This window comes from Acinetobacter sp. AOR41_HL (assembly GCF_027854645.1).
Lineage (GTDB): Bacteria > Pseudomonadota > Gammaproteobacteria > Pseudomonadales > Moraxellaceae > Acinetobacter > Acinetobacter nosocomialis.
Map to the genome: position 1 here is coordinate 1 of NZ_JAKTHZ010000047.1, position 20,547 is coordinate 20,547.

A 20,547-nucleotide genomic window follows, 5' to 3' on the forward strand; every position below is an offset into this window, starting at 1 on the left:
ATCATTAAGAGAATTGAAGAACAACTTGTGTGGATTTTTACTGATTGATTAATCGAAATAATTTTCATTGATTGATTGGTTTAAATTACTCGAAGTTTATTTGAGCGAAATTTAAGTCAGTAATTGATGAGCCAGAATTGGCACCTTGTCTATAAATAAGGTGCAAAATGATTTTAACTGAAGAGTTTGATCATGGCTCAGATTGAACGCTGGCGGCAGGCTTAACACATGCAAGTCGAGCGGGGGAAGGTAGCTTGCTACCGGACCTAGCGGCGGACGGGTGAGTAATGCTTAGGAATCTGCCTATTAGTGGGGGACAACATCTCGAAAGGGATGCTAATACCGCATACGTCCTACGGGAGAAAGCAGGGGATCTTCGGACCTTGCGCTAATAGATGAGCCTAAGTCGGATTAGCTAGTTGGTGGGGTAAAGGCCTACCAAGGCGACGATCTGTAGCGGGTCTGAGAGGATGATCCGCCACACTGGGACTGAGACACGGCCCAGACTCCTACGGGAGGCAGCAGTGGGGAATATTGGACAATGGGCGCAAGCCTGATCCAGCCATGCCGCGTGTGTGAAGAAGGCCTTATGGTTGTAAAGCACTTTAAGCGAGGAGGAGGCTACTTTAGATAATACCTAGAGATAGTGGACGTTACTCGCAGAATAAGCACCGGCTAACTCTGTGCCAGCAGCCGCGGTAATACAGAGGGTGCAAGCGTTAATCGGATTTACTGGGCGTAAAGCGCGCGTAGGCGGCTAATTAAGTCAAATGTGAAATCCCCGAGCTTAACTTGGGAATTGCATTCGATACTGGTTAGCTAGAGTGTGGGAGAGGATGGTAGAATTCCAGGTGTAGCGGTGAAATGCGTAGAGATCTGGAGGAATACCGATGGCGAAGGCAGCCATCTGGCCTAACACTGACGCTGAGGTGCGAAAGCATGGGGAGCAAACAGGATTAGATACCCTGGTAGTCCATGCCGTAAACGATGTCTACTAGCCGTTGGGGCCTTTGAGGCTTTAGTGGCGCAGCTAACGCGATAAGTAGACCGCCTGGGGAGTACGGTCGCAAGACTAAAACTCAAATGAATTGACGGGGGCCCGCACAAGCGGTGGAGCATGTGGTTTAATTCGATGCAACGCGAAGAACCTTACCTGGCCTTGACATAGTAAGAACTTTCCAGAGATGGATTGGTGCCTTCGGGAACTTACATACAGGTGCTGCATGGCTGTCGTCAGCTCGTGTCGTGAGATGTTGGGTTAAGTCCCGCAACGAGCGCAACCCTTTTCCTTATTTGCCAGCGAGTAATGTCGGGAACTTTAAGGATACTGCCAGTGACAAACTGGAGGAAGGCGGGGACGACGTCAAGTCATCATGGCCCTTACGGCCAGGGCTACACACGTGCTACAATGGTCGGTACAAAGGGTTGCTACACAGCGATGTGATGCTAATCTCAAAAAGCCGATCGTAGTCCGGATTGGAGTCTGCAACTCGACTCCATGAAGTCGGAATCGCTAGTAATCGCGGATCAGAATGCCGCGGTGAATACGTTCCCGGGCCTTGTACACACCGCCCGTCACACCATGGGAGTTTGTTGCACCAGAAGTAGCTAGCCTAACTGCAAAGAGGGCGGTTACCACGGTGTGGCCGATGACTGGGGTGAAGTCGTAACAAGGTAGCCGTAGGGGAACCTGCGGCTGGATCACCTCCTTAACGAAAGATTGACGATTGGTAAGAATCCACAACAAGTTGTTCTTCATAGATGTATCTGAGGGTCTGTAGCTCAGTTGGTTAGAGCACACGCTTGATAAGCGTGGGGTCACAAGTTCAAGTCTTGTCAGACCCACCATGACTTTGACTGGTTAAAGTTATAGATAAAAGATACATGACTGATGATGTAAGCTGGGGACTTAGCTTAGTTGGTAGAGCGCCTGCTTTGCACGCAGGAGGTCAGGAGTTCGACTCTCCTAGTCTCCACCAGAACTTAAGATAAGTTCGGATTACAGAAATTAGTAAATAGAGATTTCGGTCTTGGTTTATTAACTTCTGTGATTTAAGTATCACGGTATTAAGCATGACCTGACGAAGGCATGTTTATTCATTAACAGATTGGCAAAATTGAGTCTGAAATAAATTGTTCACTCAAGAGTTTAGATTAAGCAATTAATCTGAATGAATTGAGAACTAGCAAATTAACTGAATCAAGCGTTTTGGTATATGAATTTAGATTGAAGCTGTACAGTGTTTAAATACACAGTACTCTAAACTGAAATGTTGAAGTTACTAACTTGTAGGTAACGTCGACTGTTTGGGGTTGTATAGTCAAGTAATTAAGTGCATGTGGTGGATGCCTTGGCAGTCAGAGGCGATGAAAGACGTGATAGCCTGCGAAAAGCTCCGGGGAGGCGGCAAATATCCTTTGATCCGGAGATGTCTGAATGGGGGAACCCACCTACTTTAAGGTAGGTATTGCAACATGAATACATAGTGTTGCAAGGCGAACGAGGGGAAGTGAAACATCTCAGTACCCTTAGGAAAAGAAATCAATTGAGATTCCCTCAGTAGCGGCGAGCGAACGGGGATCAGCCCATTAAGTTATGTGTGTTTTAGTGGAACGCTCTGGGAAGTGCGAACGTAGAGGGTGATATTCCCGTACACGAAAGGGCACACATAATGATGACGAGTAGGGCGAGGCACGTGAAACCTTGTCTGAATATGGGGGGACCATCCTCCAAGGCTAAATACTCCTGACTGACCGATAGTGAACCAGTACCGTGAGGGAAAGGCGAAAAGAACCCCTGTGAGGGGAGTGAAATAGATCCTGAAACCGCATGCATACAAGCAGTGGGAGCACCTTCGTGGTGTGACTGCGTACCTTTTGTATAATGGGTCAGCGACTTATATTCAGTAGCGAGGTTAACCGTATAGGGGAGCCGTAGAGAAATCGAGTCTTAATAGGGCGTTTAGTTGCTGGGTATAGACCCGAAACCAGGCGATCTATCCATGAGCAGGTTGAAGGTTGGGTAACACTAACTGGAGGACCGAACCCACTGTCGTTGAAAAGCCAGGGGATGACTTGTGGATAGGGGTGAAAGGCTAATCAAGCCTGGTGATAGCTGGTTCTCCCCGAAAGCTATTTAGGTAGCGCCTCGGACGAATACCATAGGGGGTAGAGCACTGTTTCGGCTAGGGGGTCATCCCGACTTACCAAACCGATGCAAACTCCGAATACCTATGAGTACTATCCGGGAGACAGACTGCGGGTGCTAACGTCCGTAGTCAAGAGGAAAACAATCCAGACCGCCAGCTAAGGCCCCAAAATCATAGTTAAGTGGGAAACGATGTGGGAAGGCATAGACAGCTAGGAGGTTGGCTTAGAAGCAGCCACCCTTTAAAGAAAGCGTAATAGCTCACTAGTCGAGTCGGCCTGCGCGGAAGATGTAACGGGGCTAAAACTATGTGCCGAAGCTGCGGATTTGACATTAGTCAAGTGGTAGGGGAGCGTTCTGTAAGCCGATGAAGGTGTATTGAGAAGTATGCTGGAGGTATCAGAAGTGCGAATGCTGACGTGAGTAACGACAAAACGGGTGAAAAACCCGTTCGCCGAAAGACCAAGGGTTCCAGTCCAACGTTAATCGGGGCTGGGTGAGTCGACCCCTAAGGCGAGGCCGAAAGGCGTAGTCGATGGGAAATTGGTTAATATTCCAATACTTCTGTGTAATGCGATGAGAGGACGGAGAAGGTTAAGTCAGCCTGGCGTTGGTTGTCCAGGTGGAAGGATGTAGGTATGTATCTTAGGCAAATCCGGGGTACTCTATACTGAGATCCGATAGCAAGCTGTACTTGTACAGCGAAGTGGCTGATACCATGCTTCCAGGAAAAGTCTCTAAGCTTCAGTTACACAGGAATCGTACCCGAAACCGACACAGGTGGTCAGGTCGAGTAGACCAAGGCGCTTGAGAGAACTCTGCTGAAGGAACTAGGCAAAATGGTACCGTAACTTCGGGAGAAGGTACGCTGTTGTTGGTGATGGAACTTGCTTCCTGAGCTGATGACAGCCGCAGAAACCAGGCCGCTGCAACTGTTTATTAAAAACATAGCACTCTGCAAACACGAAAGTGGACGTATAGGGTGTGATGCCTGCCCGGTGCTGGAAGGTTAATTGATGGGGTTAGCGTAAGCGAAGCTCTTGATCGAAGCCCCAGTAAACGGCGGCCGTAACTATAACGGTCCTAAGGTAGCGAAATTCCTTGTCGGGTAAGTTCCGACCTGCACGAATGGCATAATGATGGCGGCGCTGTCTCCAGCAGAGGCTCAGTGAAATCGAAATCGCTGTGAAGATGCAGTGTACCCGCGGCTAGACGGAAAGACCCCGTGAACCTTTACTGCAGCTTGACACTGAACTTTGACCTTACTTGTGTAGGATAGGTGGGAGGCTTTGAAGTTGGAACGCTAGTTCCAATGGAGCCGTCCTTGAAATACCACCCTGGTAATGTTGAGGTTCTAACTCTGTCCCGTTATCCGGGACGAGGACCGTGTCTGGTGGGTAGTTTGACTGGGGCGGTCTCCTCCTAAAGAGTAACGGAGGAGTACGAAGGTGCGCTCAGCGTGGTCGGAAATCACGCGTAGAGTATAAAGGCAAAAGCGCGCTTAACTGCGAGACCCACAAGTCGAGCAGGTACGAAAGTAGGTCTTAGTGATCCGGTGGTTCTGTATGGAAGGGCCATCGCTCAACGGATAAAAGGTACTCTGGGGATAACAGGCTGATACCGCCCAAGAGTTCATATCGACGGCGGTGTTTGGCACCTCGATGTCGGCTCATCTCATCCTGGGGCTGAAGCAGGTCCCAAGGGTATGGCTGTTCGCCATTTAAAGAGGTACGCGAGCTGGGTTTAGAACGTCGTGAGACAGTTCGGTCCCTATCTACCGTGGGCGCTGGAAATTTGAGAGGATCTGCTCCTAGTACGAGAGGACCAGAGTGGACGAACCTCTGGTGTACCGGTTGTGACGCCAGTCGCATCGCCGGGTAGCTATGTTCGGAAGGGATAACCGCTGAAAGCATCTAAGCGGGAAGCCTACCTCAAGATAAGATTTCCCTAGGAATTTATTCCTCTAAAGAGCCGTTCGAGACTAGGACGTTGATAGGTTGGATGTGGAAGCATAGTGATATGTGAAGCTGACCAATACTAATTGCTCGTGAGGCTTGACTATACAACACCCAAGCAGTTGTATATAAAGCATCAATCGATTCATAAATCTACAAAGCAACTTGATTTAGTTATTCCACTAGATAAAATGAACACAATCAGATTCAATCAGCCCAGTCTGTAAAGATTTGGAAAACGCTTCGGCAGTCAATAAGACCAAAGCAAGTATCCATAAACAGTTGTGCTGGCGACCATAGCAAGAGTGAACCACCTGATCCCTTCCCGAACTCAGAAGTGAAACCTCTTAGCGCTGATGGTAGTGTGGGGTTACCCATGTGAGAGTAAGTCATCGCCAGCTCATTATTCTAAACACCCCCATTCTAAAGAGTGGGGGTGTTTTTTATTGCGAGAAATAAAGTGAAAATTTAATTCATGAAGCAATAATCTTTTTTGATTATCCTCAATCGATCATTAGATATAACTCAAAATGACTTTAATATTATTTTAGAAGATTAAATTACTGCTTTTCTCATGAAATGCTGAGTCAATATATAGGATAAACCATTACTATATGCTATAAATAATGAGTAGGCATGATTTTTGCTTGTTTTTTGGAAAGAGAAATATATGAAATTATCTGTTGGATTGAAAGTTGCGAACTCTTTATCGTTAACACCTCAATTGCAGCAGGCAATCCGTTTATTGCAGCTCTCAAGTTTAGAATTAGAGCAAGAAATTCAAATTCAATTAGATAGTAATCCATTACTTGAAAAAGTGGAAGATGAATCAATAGCAGAAAGTTTATCCACTTTAGAAAAAAAAGAGGCAGATGATCTTACTACAGAGTTAAATGCAAACCATTTACCTGATGATTTACCTGTTGATACTGAGTGGGATGATATTTATACCCATCAGTCTACCGCTCTGGCTACACCTGAATTTGAAGAGCGTGAGGATAACCGTCAAGTTCAGATGACACTTAAAGAGCATATGTTAGAACAAGTCAATTTATTGCACTTTTCAAAAATAGATCAGTTGATTGCTTATTGTATTGTAGATGCTTTAGATGATAAGGGATTTTTAGATGCTGAGATAGAAGAGATAATCTTAGCTGTACAACATCTATTAAATGATATGGATATTGAGGAAGACGTTGAGGAAGATGAAGTTTTAGTTGTTTTAAAGCATATACAACGGCTTGATCCAATTGGTATTGGTGCTCGTAATCTTGCCGAATGTTTAAAAGTTCAGTTAGAGTTTTTGCCTAAAGAAACTAAATATCTAAAAGAAGCTAAAAATCTACTTCAATATTATGAATTATTGATTGCGAACGATCTCAATAAATTATTAAAGCAAACAGGTCTTTCTAAAGATCAGTTAAAGTTTGCAGTTGATTTACTAAAGACATTAAAGCCTTACCCAGGTATGGATTTTGAAAAGCAAGAATCAGAATATCAAATTCCTGATGTGGTGGTTGCTAAAAAGGATTTACATTGGCAAGTTCAGTTAAATCCTGATGTGATGCCAAAACTAAGAATTAATTCTTTTTATTCGAGTATGATTCGTAGGGCAGATCAGAGTGATGATAATTTATATCTGCGTAATCAGATGCTTGAAGCCAAGAATTTTATAAAGAGCATTGATGAGCGCCATAAAACTTTATTAAAAGTTGCGACTTGTATTGTTGAGCATCAAAAAGCATTTCTTGAAATAGGTCCTGAAGCAATGAAACCGTTGGTACTACGGGACGTTGCTGAGGAAGTGGAATTACATGAGTCTACAGTTTCTCGGGTCACAACAAATAAGTATATGCTAACACCACGTGGACTTTTTGAGTTGAAATACTTCTTTTCTAGTCACGTGGGAACAACAGCAGGAGGGGAGGCTTCCTCTACCGCCATTCGGGCTATGATTAAAAAGTTGGTATCCAATGAAAATCCACGTAAGCCATTGTCTGATAATGCAATTGCTGCTTTGTTAAAAGATGAAGGGATAGAAGTGGCTAGAAGGACTGTAGCAAAATATCGAGAATCGTTACATATTCCATCGTCATCCGAAAGAAAAGTCTTGATCTAGATTTTGAAGTATGACTATTCTAGATATTCATTATGACGAAATAATGAAATTTCAATTTCACCAAAAGGAGTAGCTAGAATGATTTAATTGTCCCAAATCATCTTTTTTAGATTGCATTAAATCGTTTTAGTTCTTCTTTATATAACCCAAAAAGGTGAGGGATAGAATTATGCAAATAACGATTCGTGGACATCATTTAGCAATTACACCAGCTATAGAAGAAAATATTAAAGCAAAATTTAATCAGTTAACAAAACATCTTGATCAGGTGAATAGTATGCAGATTAAATTAACTAAAGATCATCAGATTGATAAGCGATCGCATAAAGGTAGTTCTAATCATGTGGCCGAAGCAATAGTCCGGTTACCTGGAATTGAACTATTTGCTCAAGCAACCGCAGATGATATGTATACTTCAATTAAAAAACTGACTGAAAAACTAAAAAAACAATTGTTAAAATATCGGAAAATGCAATGTACGTATTCACAAGTTGCTGTTTCTATTTAATAAGTTTTTAATAATTGAGAGAGGCTTGAAATATAGCCTCTTTTTTATTGATAAAATATAAACACGTACTGAATTCTTTGAAAAAGTTATAGTAAAATACTTCGTTTTACACCGTAGGTTGTGCCAGAGGTCTTTGCAATGAATAGTGAACAGCTCACTCAAATTTTAAAAGAAGCTTTTCCTGAAGCGGAAGTAGCGGTGAGCGGACAGGCTGGAAAATTTGACCTCCGTATTGTGGATGATCAATTTGAAGGTAAGCGTACTGTTGCCCGTCAACAAGCAGTTTATGCACCATTAAATACTTATATTGCAAGTGGCGAAGTTCATGCCGTAACAATTCGTGCGATGACCAAAGATGAATGGCGCAAAGCAAGCCTTTTCGGAGCTTAAATATTAATGGATAAATTTTTAATTACGGGCGGTGTTAAGCTCGAAGGGGAAGTACGCATTTCTGGTGCTAAAAATGCGGCTTTACCATTACTTGCGGCAATGATTCTTGCTGACTCTCCAATTACATTAACCAATGTTCCAAATCTTAAAGATGTAAATACTTTGGTGAAATTAATTGGTGGTTTAGGTGTCACGATCAGTTATGAGAACGATACTGTCAAAGCTGATACCTCTACTTTAGATAATCAGTTCGCGCCTTATGAACTGGTAAAAACGATGCGTGCATCTATTTTGGTTTTAGGACCATTATTAGCGCGTTACGGAAATGCCAAAGTTTCATTACCTGGCGGATGTGCAATTGGCTCTCGACCAGTAGATCAACACTTAAAAGCCTTAGAAGCGTTAGGTGCTCATATCGAAGTCGAAAATGGTTATGTCCATGCGACTGTAGATGGTCGACTTAAAGGCGGTGAAGTAGTCTTCGATATGGTCACTGTCGGCGGTACTGAGAATATTTTAATGGCGGCTGCTTTAGCGGATGGCGTAACTACAATTCGTAATGCTGCGCGTGAACCAGAAATTACTGACCTTGCCCAAATGCTTATTAAAATGGGCGCAAAAATTGAAGGTATAGATACCGATACACTCGTTGTTACTGGTGTTGAAAGTCTACATGGTTGTGAATATGCAGTTGTTGCAGACCGTATTGAAACAGGTTCTTACTTGGCTGCAGCGGCTATTACTGGTGGTCGTGTAAAAACAACACATACAGATCCTTCATTACTTGAATCTGTTTTAGACAAGTTTGAAGAAATGGGTGCTGAAGTGACCCGTGGCGACGACTGGATTGAATTGGATATGTTGGGTAAGCGTCCTAAAGCAGTAAGCTTTAGAACGTTGCCGCATCCTGAATTCCCGACTGATATGCAAGCACAAATTATGGCTGTAAATGCAATTGGTCGTGGCTTTGCAACGATTTCTGAAACCATTTTTGAAAATCGTTTCATGCACGTTCCTGAATTGTCACGTATGGGTGCTAATATTCAGGTTGAAGGTCATGATGCTGTTGTGACTGGTGTTGAAAAATTACAGGCAGCACCTGTAATGGCAACAGATTTACGTGCTTCATTCTCTTTGGTTTTAGCAGCTTTAGTTGCTGAAGGTGATACGTTAATTGACCGTATCTACCATATTGACCGTGGTTATGAGCATGTCGAAGAAAAACTTCAAGGTTTAGGTGCCAAAATTAAGCGAGTAAGTTAATGAATGACGTAAGAAACGATGATCCTAATTTTAACGTAATGGGTAATTTTGATCATGGTTTGACTTTGGCACTGAGTAAAGGACGTATTTTAAAAGAAACTTTACCTTTACTTGCTACAGCAGGTATTAATCTGCTTGAAGACCCGGAAAAATCGCGTAAGTTGATTTTTCCTACCACTCATAAGCAAGTTCGTATTTTGATTTTACGTGCGTCTGATGTGCCAACTTATGTTGAGAATGGTGCAGCTGACTTAGGTGTAGCCGGTAAAGACGTGCTTATGGAACATGGTGCTCAGCATGTTTATGAGTTATTAGACCTGCAGATTGCGAAATGTAAATTAATGACTGCTGGTAAAGTAGGAATGGAACGTCCAAAAGGTCGTCTAAAAATTGCGACTAAGTACGTCAATCTAACACGTCAATACTATGCAAGCTTAGGTGAGCAGGTGGATGTTATTAAGCTTTATGGTTCTATGGAGTTGGCACCACTCGTTGGTTTAGGTGATTATATTGTTGACGTCGTGGATACCGGAAATACTTTGCGAGCAAATGGTCTTGAACCATTAGAAGAAATTTGCAAAGTATCTTCACGTCTTATTGTCAATAAAGCGAGCTTTAAGCGTAAACAGGTTTTATTGAACCCAATCATTTCCCAACTTGAACAGGCTGTTCAATCACGTTAAAAGTAATTTCCTATCATGCTTTTGCGATAGTTGTAGATATGATGCCCACAAGAGTCTAGAAAAAGAGTAAACTTGGTTTTTCTTTTTCGCCTTGTGGGTAAATTGATGCGACGTTTATCGACTCAAGATCAGAACTTCAAACAGGTTTTTGCCGAGCTTTTAGCTTTCGAAACTGTTAATGATCCTAATTTAGTTCAAACAGTAGATCAAATTATTGCTGATGTTCGTCAGCATGGTGATGATCATGTTTTAAAACTTACTCAACAGTTCGATCGACATCCAGCGCATCAATTTTCCGATCTAGAATTGTCTCAACAACAACTTAAAGCTGCTTTTGATGGTTTAAACCAAGAGATTCGTGAGGCCCTACAACTCGCGGCTGATCGTATTCGTACATTTCATGAGGCTCAAAAACAAGATAGCTGGACTTATGTAGATGATTTGGGTAATACCTTGGGACAAAAAGTGACTCCACTTGACCGTGTTGGTATTTATGTACCAGGCGGACTTGCATCTTATCCTTCATCTGTACTTATGAATGCGGTACCAGCACATGTGGCCGGTGTACCTGAAATTATTATGGTTGTGCCAGCCCCAAATGGTGAACTAAATCCACTCGTTTTAGCTGCCGCCTATCTAGCAGGTGTTAGCCGAGTATTTACCATTGGTGGGGCACAAGCTGTTGCTGCTTTAGCTTATGGTACTCAAACTGTTCCACGTGTTGATAAAATTACGGGTCCTGGAAACCGATTTGTGGCAGCAGCAAAACGTGCTGTATTTGGTCAGGTTGGTATCGATATGATTGCTGGGCCTTCTGAAATTTTAGTATACGCAGAAGGTGTGAATAATGCTGAATGGTTAGCGATGGATGTATTATCTCAAGCTGAACATGACACAGTGGCTCAAGCTATTTTCATTACTCCAGATGAAGCATTGCTAGAAGCTGTAGAGTCTGCAATTGAAAAACACTTAAGTGAATTGCCAAAAGCTGATATTGCACGTACATCGATTGAAAATCGTGGGGCTTTAGTATTAGTAAAAGACCGTGCAGAAGCTGTTGATTTGATTAATCAGGTTGCACCAGAGCATTTGGAGTTATGTCTTGATGATGCTGAAGCAATGAGCGAAGACATTCGTCATGCAGGGGCAATTTTCATGGGACGCTATACACCTGAAGCAATTGGTGATTACTGTGCTGGCCCAAATCACGTATTACCAACATCTGGTACAGCACGCTTCTCATCGCCACTTGGTGTATATGATTTTCAAAAGCGTTCTAGCTTGATCATGTGCTCAAAAGAGGGCGTTAAAACATTAGCTAAGACGGCCGATGTCCTTGCTGTCCAAGAAAATCTTGATGCCCATGCACGTTCGGCTCGTTATCGTTATCAATAAGCTTTAAGCCTTTTAGTATTTTTAATGATTATTCAGGGCTGACTTTCAGCCCTTTTTTGAGATAAGACTATGACTGTATCTACAGCACAAATGCGTTTTTGGAGTCCTGAGGTTCGTGAACTAGAGCCTTATGTGCCAGGTGAACAACCAAAAATCCAAAATTTATTAAAGTTAAATACTAACGAAAATCCATATCCGCCATCACCTAAAGTAGTAGAAGCAGTTCAAGCGGTATTACATGAACAAGCTGATGCTCTTCGTTTATATCCAGATCCGGATGCTACAGCTTTAAAACAAGCGATTGCTAAGCAACAGGATATTGATGTATCTCAAGTTTTTGTAGGTAATGGTTCTGATGAGGTATTGGCTCATATTTTTAAAGCATTTTTCCTTCAAGAAGAACCGATTCTGTATCCGGATATTACTTATAGTTTTTACCCAGTTTATAGCCAGTTTTTTGGAACAAAAACAAAAGAAATTCCACTCAATGAGAATTTCGAGATTGATGTCAAAGATTATACTCAGCCTAATGGTGGGGTTATTATTACCAACCCAAATGCACCAACCAGTATTGCGTTAAGCTTGGCAGAGATTGAAAAAGTGTTACAAGCTAATCCAGACCGTGTGGTTGTGATTGATGAAGCTTATGTTGATTTTGGTGCTGAGTCAGCTGTAAGTTTGATAAACCGTTATGAAAATCTTGTGGTGTGCCAAACAACTTCAAAGTCTCGTTCTTTGGCTGGTTTACGCGTTGGATTCGCGATTGCTCAGTCACATTTGATTGCAGCACTTGAAGCGGTAAAAAATAGTTTTAATTCATATCCAATTGATCGATTTGCTATTGCAGCGGCTGTCGCTTCTTTTGAAGATCAAGCCTATTTTGAAGAACAGTGTCAAAAGGTCATTATAAGTCGAGAAAAACTTGTTCGTGATTTAACGGAACTTGGCTTTAATGTCTTGCCATCGAAAGCGAATTTTATATTCGCTACGCATTCGCAATATGATGCTGGGCAATTAGCACAAAAGTTGCGTGAGCAGGGCGTTATTGTCCGTTATTTCAATAAGCCTCGCATTAATCAGTTTTTACGTATTACGGTTGGAACTGATGAACAAAATGCGCGTTTAGTTCAAACATTGAAGCAAGATATTCTTTAATATTTATTCTGCTGTGCTGTTCACTAAGTTCAGCATAGCAGAGATTTTATCAAGACTTTCTTGATATTCAGCCTCAGCTTCTGAGGCAATTGTAATACCGCCACCCGCCCAAATAGAGAGTTGGTTTTGATATTGTTGAAAACTGCGAATTAAAATATTCCAACGTCCCGTGCCATCGAAATTAAAATATCCCAGAGTCCCGCAATATGCTCCTCTTGGCGCACCTTCTAACTCTTCAATAATTTGCATTGCTCGAATTTTAGGGGCACCTGTAATTGACCCCCCTGGTAAAGCAGTGAGTAACATTTGCATAGGATTAATATCATTTTTAAGTGTAGCCGTAACTTCACTTACCATGTGATGAACTTGATTGAAACTTTCAATTTCAAATAACTTCGTTGTTTTTACCGAGCCAGTATTGGCATAAATGCTCAAATCATTACGTAATAAATCAACAATCATGACATTTTCTGCTTGATCTTTTTTAGAGTTTTTTAAGGTTTGCTTTGAAAGTAAATCTTGTTCTTCATTTTTAAAACGAGGCATAGTTCCTTTGATCGGTCTGGTTTTAATTTGCTTATCTACATCAAACTCAATAAATAATTCAGGAGAGCAGCTTAATAACTCAAAATTTTCTAACTTCAAATAACCAGCATATGGAGCATTAGTTAAATTCCACAACTCTTCTGCTTTATTTAATAATGAGCCGGTAAAATTTGCACTGAATTCTTGAGTAAGGTTAATTTGATAACAATCTCCTGCTTTAATATATTCTTGTATTTTATGAAAGGCAGTTAAGTATTTATTTTTAGTCCAACGAGGATGAATATTTTCTTCTAATTTAAAAATATTATTTTTTAGTTTAGGAGAAGGTTTTTTGAGTAAATCTGAAATATATTTAAAAATTTCTAATGCATTATTGTCATCGCTAAAAAAATACCATTCATTATTTATATTTTTAATAAAAGAATGATAGCAACCTATAAATAAAGAAGGTTGTTCATGTAATTGATTATTTATAAATTGATTCGCAGAGAAGTCATAGCTAATAAAACCAATATAACCTCCATTAAAGCTTATAGTTTCAATATTTTTGTTTTTTAGATCTGGGGATTGAAATTGAGAAAAATCTATAAGACTCTGTATGTCAGATGAAGTTTGATAATTATTTAGGTCCGATTTTTCAAATAAAAAATTTTTATGATTTTGAATAATTAAATATTTATTTGGAAGAAACCCAATAACCGGATTGTTGTCATCATGAAGATATACAAGCCCGATTAACTCTTCTAATTTTTTTAAAATATCGGCAGCAGATTGAGAGCTTTCTAAAGAGATTTTTTTCTTTAACTGAGACATTTTAAACATATAAGTACTTGGAAGAGGTGACATAGTTTACTACAACTTCTAGTCCATCAAACGGATGAGTCGAAAGAGTTTAATATTTCGTGGAAAAAACAACCGAACAATTCTTCAGTTTTGCTAATAATTTATGAATTCGAACGGGCGATCAATATCGGTACCGTTTGTCGGGTAATTGGCAAAAAATGCATTACAGTAGTTGAACAAAAATTAACGTAGCTGTAATTTAGTAATTGCTAAGCAAAACTACTCAAGGATTGGAAGTTTCGGTTGCCACAAAAGAAAAATGCAACTTGAGACAGTAAGAGTGGTTAAGTCAAAAAATAAATGCTCTTGGGAGAGTGCTCAATGAAAATGTTCACTAAACTTGCTTTAGTTTCTTCTTTAGCTATCAGTGCAAATGCTATGGCAATGCAATCAATGGATGATGCAGCGCTTAGTGCTGCTACAGGTCAAGACGGTATTAATATCGGTATTGCTTTGGGTTCTGGTGGTATTTCTATCGATAAATTATACCTACACGATAATGATGGTTTAGCAACATCAACAGGTATTACTGGCGCTTCAGGTACAGCGGGTTCAATCGCAATTAGTGGTGTTACGGTAACTCAAAAAGGTACAGGTAACCTTTTAGATTTAGCGATTGATACAAATGGTGCTTCAGGTTCAAATGGTGCTTTCTTAAACGTTGCAGCAACAGTAGGTGCGGTTGACGTGCATGTTGGTTCAATTGGTGTAGGTACTTCTGGTACATTAAATACAACTACGGCTGTACGTGGTATTACTGAAACTGCTCCAACTGAAATTATCTCTGGTTTAGATTTATCTTTGGGTCAAATTTCTGCAAATGTTCAGTTAGGTTCAACTCCGCAAGGCGCAATGATCAAAGTGAACTCTAGCTTGCAAGGTGGTTTAACATTATCTAACTTCGGTATTAATGATGCTGCTGGTGGTGGTAAAATTGTCCTAGACAAAGTAATGGTTCGTGGTTCAGGTAATACAACTGGTGACTTGGATGTAAATGCGAATATTTCTGTTGTTCCTACAGGCTTACGTATCCAAAATAACAGTACGCAAGGTATGAACGTTTATGCACAGGGCGTACACCTAGGTGCAGCGGGTAATGCTTCAATTGGTGATTTAGAAATTCAAGGTTTAAATGTAGGGACTTCTACAATTACTATTTCTGGTCACTAATTTAAAGACTGATAAAAAGCGCGTTTATACGCGCTTTTTTATTTATCTTAATAAAACTAATATCTATAGTTTTCTATTTAAATAATATTAGCTTATATAATAAGAAAGAATATAAAACATTTGAAATGAGAATTAATTAACAGTTTATAAATGTAAAACTATGCATTCATCAAAAAGATTAAAAAAAAGCTGTTTTTTACAAAAAAAAAAGGTATCTTCAACACACAGGGATGTAGAGCTATTGCTCTAAGAATAAAATGAATAAGGCCGGTTAGGCCACCATTTAGACCAAGTGCTTATGTTAGAGATAGTTTTAGGCTCAGCATTGATGTATTACTTTGCGACAGAAGCCTTCGAAATAGAAAAAAAGCCGCCGGGAACTGTTTATTATACAGAGACTGCCGATTCACGTAATTTATCATTTCATCGAAACCATATTGAACCTGTCACAATAAAACCGGCTGTAGAAGACCAGTTTCGTGGCATTGTTCGACAAGCCTATGATTATAGTTGTGGCTCTGCTGCACTTACGACTTTATTAAATGGCTATGTGGGAACGAGTTTAACTGAACAGCAAACAATGAGTGGTTTGCTTCAATATGGTGAATATCAGCGCATTATTGAACGCCGAAGTTTCTCATTACTTGATATGAAGCGTTTTGTCACAGCAATTGGTTTAGACAGCGGTGGTTACCGAGGTGAGTTTTCTGATTTAGTTAAACTCGGTCAGCCTGCAATTGTGCCTATTTCATATGCTGGTTTTAAACATTTTGTCGTATATAAAGCTTATAAAGATGGAAGAGTATATGTAGCTGACCCTGCTTTAGGGAATATCAGCTTTGATGAAAGTCGTTTTAAACAAATTTGGGATAATAATACTTTATTTGTTATTTCTGTTCCTGAATCACAGCGTAAAGATCTATTGGCATTAAAAGATGCAGATATGCGTCATGTCGAAGATGCAACGGTCAATAAATATGCTTTTGTTGATGTGCAATATCCAGCGTTTAATTACGAACGTACGGCAAATAAAGCTTCAACCATGAGACTTGTGCTAGACAGCGATAGTCATTCTGCAACATATGGAAAGCCGATAGAAACCTATATGCGTCTTTATTACAAACGTAAATAGACAAATTTAAAGTTAGTAAAATAAATAAATTGGGTGGGAAAAACATGAATAATCGATGGATGAAGATGAGTGTGTTGGCCTTAAGTATGAGTGCCATTACAGGGACAATCTATGCCGAAGATCAAGTACAACAACCTCAAGTATCTGGTTCGAATCAGGCTGTAGCAAATGGAACAGAAAGCTCTAACTCTTCAGAAGCTACAACCTCTAGTTCAGCTACAACAGATAATACTACGCAAGCATCGAATGCAGTAGATACGAATGCCGCAGCCCCAGCTCCAAATAGTGAGGCACATCAAGCTGCAAGTGCGTTACAGAAAAAAGAAGGTGATGCTAGTCAGGAAACAAATTTACAAGAAGTATTTACTTCAAATGAACGCCAATATTCTTTGATTAAGAAGGGCGTAATTTCTTCTTATTATGACCTTGATTACACTTACTACCGCGATACCCGTATTGATTTGGCTTTATCGGATAGTTCTTCTCAACTTAACCGTTTACGTGTTGAGGAAGATGCTAACCATACATTGACGAACAGTTTCACCTTTCAGTATGGGGTATTAGATAACTTAACTCTATCAGCAACTCTTCCTTTCGTTGCAAAGTCTGAAATTATTAAAGATAAAACAACAGCTGGTTTAGGGGATATTTCTTTGGGTGCACGTTGGGAACCTTTCCCGTTAAAGCAAGGACGTTTGCCACTCGTACTTTTTGGTAGTGTATCTACTAAAACAGGTGATAGTCCTTATGAGATCGGTTTAGATGAGTTGTCAACAGGTAAAGGTTATTATTCTGTTGGTGTAGGAGCGAGTACCCGTAAATATATTGATCCAGTCGTTCTCTTTGCTTCTGCATCCGCTAACTATGGTTTTAAAGAAAGCGGTCTTAACCAAGCACGCGGTTCACGTATTTTAGAATCTTTTGATCCTGGGATTAGCGGTGGTTTCTCATTTGGTTTTGCATACTCGTTTAACTATGACGTGTCTCTAACGATGTCATATCAGCAAAGTTTCAACATGAATGCCGAATTCCAATTTAATAATGGAGAGTCTTATAAATCACCAGACCAAAGTAGCGGAATGCTATCTTTTGCTCTAGGTGTTCGTGTTTCGCCAGATACCATTGTTAACGGTACTGTTGGCATTGGTTTAACAGAAGATGCACCAGATATTTCACTTGGTTTGTCGTTCCCGTTAGATATTTTAGGTTTTAACAAAAAACAAAAATAAGGAGATATGCAGGTGAAATATCCTAAATTATGTCCTCTAACGGCGGCAATTGTTATCTCCGGTTTTTCTAGCTTTGCCAATGCTCAATTAGGACAAAACTTAGCTGTTGATATTCGCTCACTATCGATGGGGAATGCTGTAACTGCAGATCCTCCAGGTATTAGTGCAGTTCATTTTAACCCCGCAGCCTTAGCAAAAATTGATGGGTTGCAAACCGATGTACAGGGAATTCTTGCTAACTTTGATATTCAGCGTGAGTTTTCTGCGCCCCCTGGTTATAACATTTTTGGTTATTCAGATGACCCTCTCGTTTGTAATGATGGTCCGGAAGTTTCTGCTAATATCTGTACAGATTTCAAAGGGACAGTACATGGTGACGTCGAGTACGCAAGCTTATATGTGCCGATCCTAAAAAAAATGGTTGATCTTGGAGCAGGATATCCTCTAGTTGCTCCTACAGCCGGAATCGCCTATAAGCCACCTGGTTCAAAAGTTACTTATGCGACAGCAGTATATGCACCCTTGGTAGCAGGGTTTGGAGCAGAGAATGGTAACCCTGGTAACTATATGGGGCAGCAAGTTGCAGTAGAGAGAATTACCTATTTATCACCATCTTTTGGTTATCAAGTAAATGACCATTTATCACTTGGTGCTTCAGTAGGAATGTCCTATAACGCAATCGCACTGAAAACCGATCTACGTTTTCCCAATGAGATGATTGGTGTATTGCGTATGGTTGATGAAGTGGTATGTGCACCTTTTAAAAATAATAGTGACATGATTACGGACTTACTATTATTTGGTATGTGTAATGCTCAAGAAGGCATGAATCCATTTAATAAAATGGGCGCATTACAAGTGTCTTTAGAACAATCATTAAGCCCAAGTTATAACCTAGGTTTACTCTGGGAGCCAACTGATGATTTTGGCTTTGGTATGGTTTATCAAAGTGCTGCCAAAATGCGTTTAAAAGGCAAGTATATGATTGATAATGCCAGAGCACCTCAAGAACTTATTAAGGGTCTTAACTCATCTGCTACAGGACAAATTTTAGCTGCAATTCTAGGTCTACCGGGCAATGTACCTAATATTGAGTCTGGTTTAGTCGCTATGGATCTTGAATACCCTGCACATTTTCAAGCAGGTATTAAGTATAAAATCTTACCCGATTTGCAAGTTAATTTTGACGTAGGATGGACTGACTATTCGGCTTGGGATAAGTTTAAGTTTGAGTTCGATCGTCAAATTACGCTATTAAAAGTGGCTAAGCTTTTATCTAATGACGTTACCGATAATTCATTGGCATTGCCATTGAAATTTACCTCGCCGTGGAGTTGGGGAATTGGTCTTGAATATTCAGCAACCGATCGTTTGAAATTAAGGGCTGGTTACGAGCCTCGAGCTAGTTCGATACCTGATGATAAACGTAATACCATGGTTCCGATCAATAATGCACAATTATTTGGTCTTGGCTTAGGTTATCGTTTTGACGCAGATACAGATCTAGACCTTTCAGTGGGTTTCTTGCGTAGTCGTGACAATATTCCAGCCTGTACGAGTACATTGTCGAATAAGTGTGGTGTCGATAATATTTTATTGAACCCTTATTCGGGCCTAGATGTAAAAACGAATACAAAAATCACAGTGCTTGGTTTGAGCTATAGAACAAAATGGTAAAACAATATAAATCGATGTTTCGACCTAAATTTGCTATCTCGACTTTATGTATTGCGGTAGCAAGCGTTTCTGTATCTTATGCAGATGGTTTCTTTACAATCATTGGTCCAGATGGTCGTCCAATGATTGTACCCAGTAAAAAAGTAGAACAAAAGCAATCCAAGAGTAAAGTAGAAGCACCGAAACAAGTTGTACAACCGCATGTAAATGCTACACCTGTTCAAGAAGCATCTAAAGAAAATGTTCAGAATTCAAAAGAGTTTAAAAAGTTTGAACCACATCCTACAAAAAAATTAAATACTGCACCGACTGCACCGACTGCACCGACTGCACCGACTGCACCGACTGCACCGACTGCACCGACTGCACCGACTGCACCGACTGCACCGACTGCACCGACTGCACCGACTGCACCGACTGCACCGACTGCACCGACTGCACCGACTGCACCGACTGCACCGACTGCACCGACTGCACCGACTGCACCGACTGCACCGGAGCTTCCTTTAAGAATGAGTAAAGCTCAGAAGGAGGAAGTTACAAAACAGACTAGTAGCGTTAAGACAGAAAGTGTTCCAGCAAAAATTTATTCATCTTCACAAAGTACTTCTCAAACTGTTTCAATACCAGATCCTTCAAATGATCGATCTAAATTTACAAGTATTGATGGCGTAGAGTATGTAAATAATGAATATCTTGAAGATCAGGAATTTAATCTTGAAGGTAAAAAACGCTTTTATGTTATGCCGGATGGACTTGGAAGAACAGAGTTTATCGAAAGAAAAAAAGGTGTAAGCAAGTCTACTTTAGAACAATTGTTTAATAAGCAATCTCAGGAAGATCAAGGAGCGATTGTTTTAGCTCCAACTTATATACGACTGTCTCAAAAAGAATTAGAAACGACTTTTGAGCAAGATAAATGTTTTGTTCAAGGCTATAAAAAGTCAATCAAAGTGCTTGGAGCTAAAAAAGAAGTAAATTTATGGCCTCGAAAGCCATTAAAAGAAAAGTTTGAATATGAGTTGGTAAAACTAGATCCATCTGTACAACATTTACAACTTATGTCATTTGCAGCGAGTAATTCCGCACCTCTATATTATTGGCCTTTAGCTATATTCTTAGATGAGAAGGGCTGTATTTTAGAAGGGGCAAGTGGTTTCAAGAGCAAGTCTTATCCTTCTACGATATTACAACATGCATCGATTCAAGGTACTTTAAGAGTGCCGCCTCATGCGCGTTATATGATGTTAACTCCTTTATCTTCTTCAATAGATGTAGCAGAACAAGAGTTATCAAATCAGGGACAGATTCAAATTTCAGTATTACGTTAAAAA

13 protein-coding genes, 2 tRNA genes and 3 rRNA genes are annotated in these 20,547 nt (G+C 40.4%); 17 read left to right on the forward strand and 1 reads right to left on the reverse strand.

Annotation, left to right across the window (positions count from 1 at the left end; translation table 11 throughout):
- Positions 1 to 174 precede the first annotated feature (174 nt).
- From MKL35_RS17590 to hisC, 12 genes are all read left to right on the forward strand, one after another.
- Positions 175 to 1,712, forward strand: a 16S ribosomal RNA gene (locus MKL35_RS17590).
- A gap of 59 nt (positions 1,713 to 1,771) precedes the next feature.
- Positions 1,772 to 1,848: transfer RNA gene (locus MKL35_RS17595), tRNA-Ile, on the forward strand.
- A gap of 55 nt (positions 1,849 to 1,903) precedes the next feature.
- A tRNA-Ala gene (locus tag MKL35_RS17600) sits at positions 1,904 to 1,979 on the forward strand.
- Positions 1,980 to 2,319: 340 nt separating this feature from the next.
- Positions 2,320 to 5,210, forward strand: a 23S ribosomal RNA gene (locus MKL35_RS17605).
- A gap of 179 nt (positions 5,211 to 5,389) precedes the next feature.
- A 5S ribosomal RNA gene (gene rrf, locus MKL35_RS17610) occupies positions 5,390 to 5,504 on the forward strand.
- Together the 16S, 23S and 5S rRNA genes with 2 tRNA genes alongside form the textbook arrangement of a ribosomal RNA operon.
- A 269-nt stretch (positions 5,505 to 5,773) precedes the next feature.
- Positions 5,774 to 7,222, forward strand: coding sequence for an RNA polymerase factor sigma-54 (locus tag MKL35_RS17615; RefSeq protein ID WP_106479750.1), 1,449 nt, complete (start codon positions 5,774 to 5,776; stop codon positions 7,220 to 7,222).
- A 169-nt stretch (positions 7,223 to 7,391) separates the two neighbouring features.
- Positions 7,392 to 7,730, forward strand: a complete 339-nt coding sequence (hpf, locus tag MKL35_RS17620; RefSeq protein ID WP_001167461.1) for a ribosome hibernation-promoting factor, HPF/YfiA family — start codon at positions 7,392 to 7,394, stop codon at positions 7,728 to 7,730.
- 138 nt (positions 7,731 to 7,868) lie between these two features.
- Positions 7,869 to 8,120, forward strand: a complete 252-nt coding sequence (ibaG, locus tag MKL35_RS17625; protein ID WP_002050455.1) for a BolA family iron metabolism protein IbaG — start codon at positions 7,869 to 7,871, stop codon at positions 8,118 to 8,120.
- Positions 8,121 to 8,126: 6 nt separating this feature from the next.
- Positions 8,127 to 9,383, forward strand: a complete 1,257-nt coding sequence (gene murA, locus MKL35_RS17630) for a UDP-N-acetylglucosamine 1-carboxyvinyltransferase (RefSeq protein ID WP_004710509.1) — start codon at positions 8,127 to 8,129, stop codon at positions 9,381 to 9,383.
- The gene (gene hisG / locus MKL35_RS17635; protein WP_001000724.1) at positions 9,383 to 10,066 is read left to right on the forward strand and encodes an ATP phosphoribosyltransferase; all 684 of its coding nucleotides are present in this window, start codon (positions 9,383 to 9,385) and stop codon (positions 10,064 to 10,066) included. Before murA ends, hisG begins: the two co-directional genes overlap by 1 nt.
- A gap of 105 nt (positions 10,067 to 10,171) precedes the next feature.
- Positions 10,172 to 11,461 carry a histidinol dehydrogenase gene (gene hisD, locus MKL35_RS17640; RefSeq protein WP_002050361.1) on the forward strand — a complete coding sequence of 430 codons (1,290 nt, stop codon included), beginning with the start codon at positions 10,172 to 10,174 and terminating at the stop codon, positions 11,459 to 11,461.
- A 69-nt stretch (positions 11,462 to 11,530) separates the two neighbouring features.
- Positions 11,531 to 12,616, forward strand: coding sequence for a histidinol-phosphate transaminase (gene hisC / locus MKL35_RS17645; protein ID WP_106479751.1), 1,086 nt, complete (start codon positions 11,531 to 11,533; stop codon positions 12,614 to 12,616).
- Positions 12,617 to 12,619: 3 nt separating this feature from the next.
- On the opposite strand, the gene MKL35_RS17650 is transcribed toward hisC, so the two are convergent.
- Positions 12,620 to 13,975: an anthranilate synthase component I family protein gene (locus tag MKL35_RS17650; RefSeq protein ID WP_085946332.1), complete on the reverse strand. Its 1,356-nt coding sequence runs from the start codon at positions 13,973 to 13,975 to the stop codon at positions 12,620 to 12,622.
- Positions 13,976 to 14,326: 351 nt separating this feature from the next.
- Here MKL35_RS17650 and filA point away from each other — a divergent pair, with 351 nt between their 5' ends.
- From filA to filE, 5 genes are all read left to right on the forward strand, one after another.
- Positions 14,327 to 15,175 (forward strand): putative pilus system protein FilA, encoded by an 849-nt coding sequence (filA, locus tag MKL35_RS17655; RefSeq protein ID WP_002050459.1) that lies wholly within the window; start codon positions 14,327 to 14,329, stop codon positions 15,173 to 15,175.
- Positions 15,176 to 15,473: 298 nt separating this feature from the next.
- Entirely contained in the window at positions 15,474 to 16,307 is an 834-nt protein-coding gene (filB, locus tag MKL35_RS17660) for a putative pilus system C39 family peptidase FilB (protein ID WP_009499867.1), read from the forward strand.
- 44 nt (positions 16,308 to 16,351) lie between these two features.
- Complete coding sequence (gene filC / locus MKL35_RS17665; RefSeq protein WP_209796582.1) at positions 16,352 to 17,536, forward strand: putative pilus system protein FilC; 1,185 nt, start codon at positions 16,352 to 16,354, stop codon at positions 17,534 to 17,536.
- Between the two features lie 12 nt (positions 17,537 to 17,548).
- Entirely contained in the window at positions 17,549 to 19,213 is a 1,665-nt protein-coding gene (filD, locus tag MKL35_RS17670) for a putative pilus system OmpP1/FadL family transporter FilD (protein WP_080660954.1), read from the forward strand.
- Complete coding sequence (filE, locus tag MKL35_RS17675; RefSeq protein ID WP_270914318.1) at positions 19,207 to 20,544, forward strand: putative pilus assembly protein FilE; 1,338 nt, start codon at positions 19,207 to 19,209, stop codon at positions 20,542 to 20,544. The genes filD and filE overlap by 7 nt, the downstream gene beginning before the upstream one ends.
- The last annotated feature ends 3 nt before the right edge of the window (positions 20,545 to 20,547 follow it).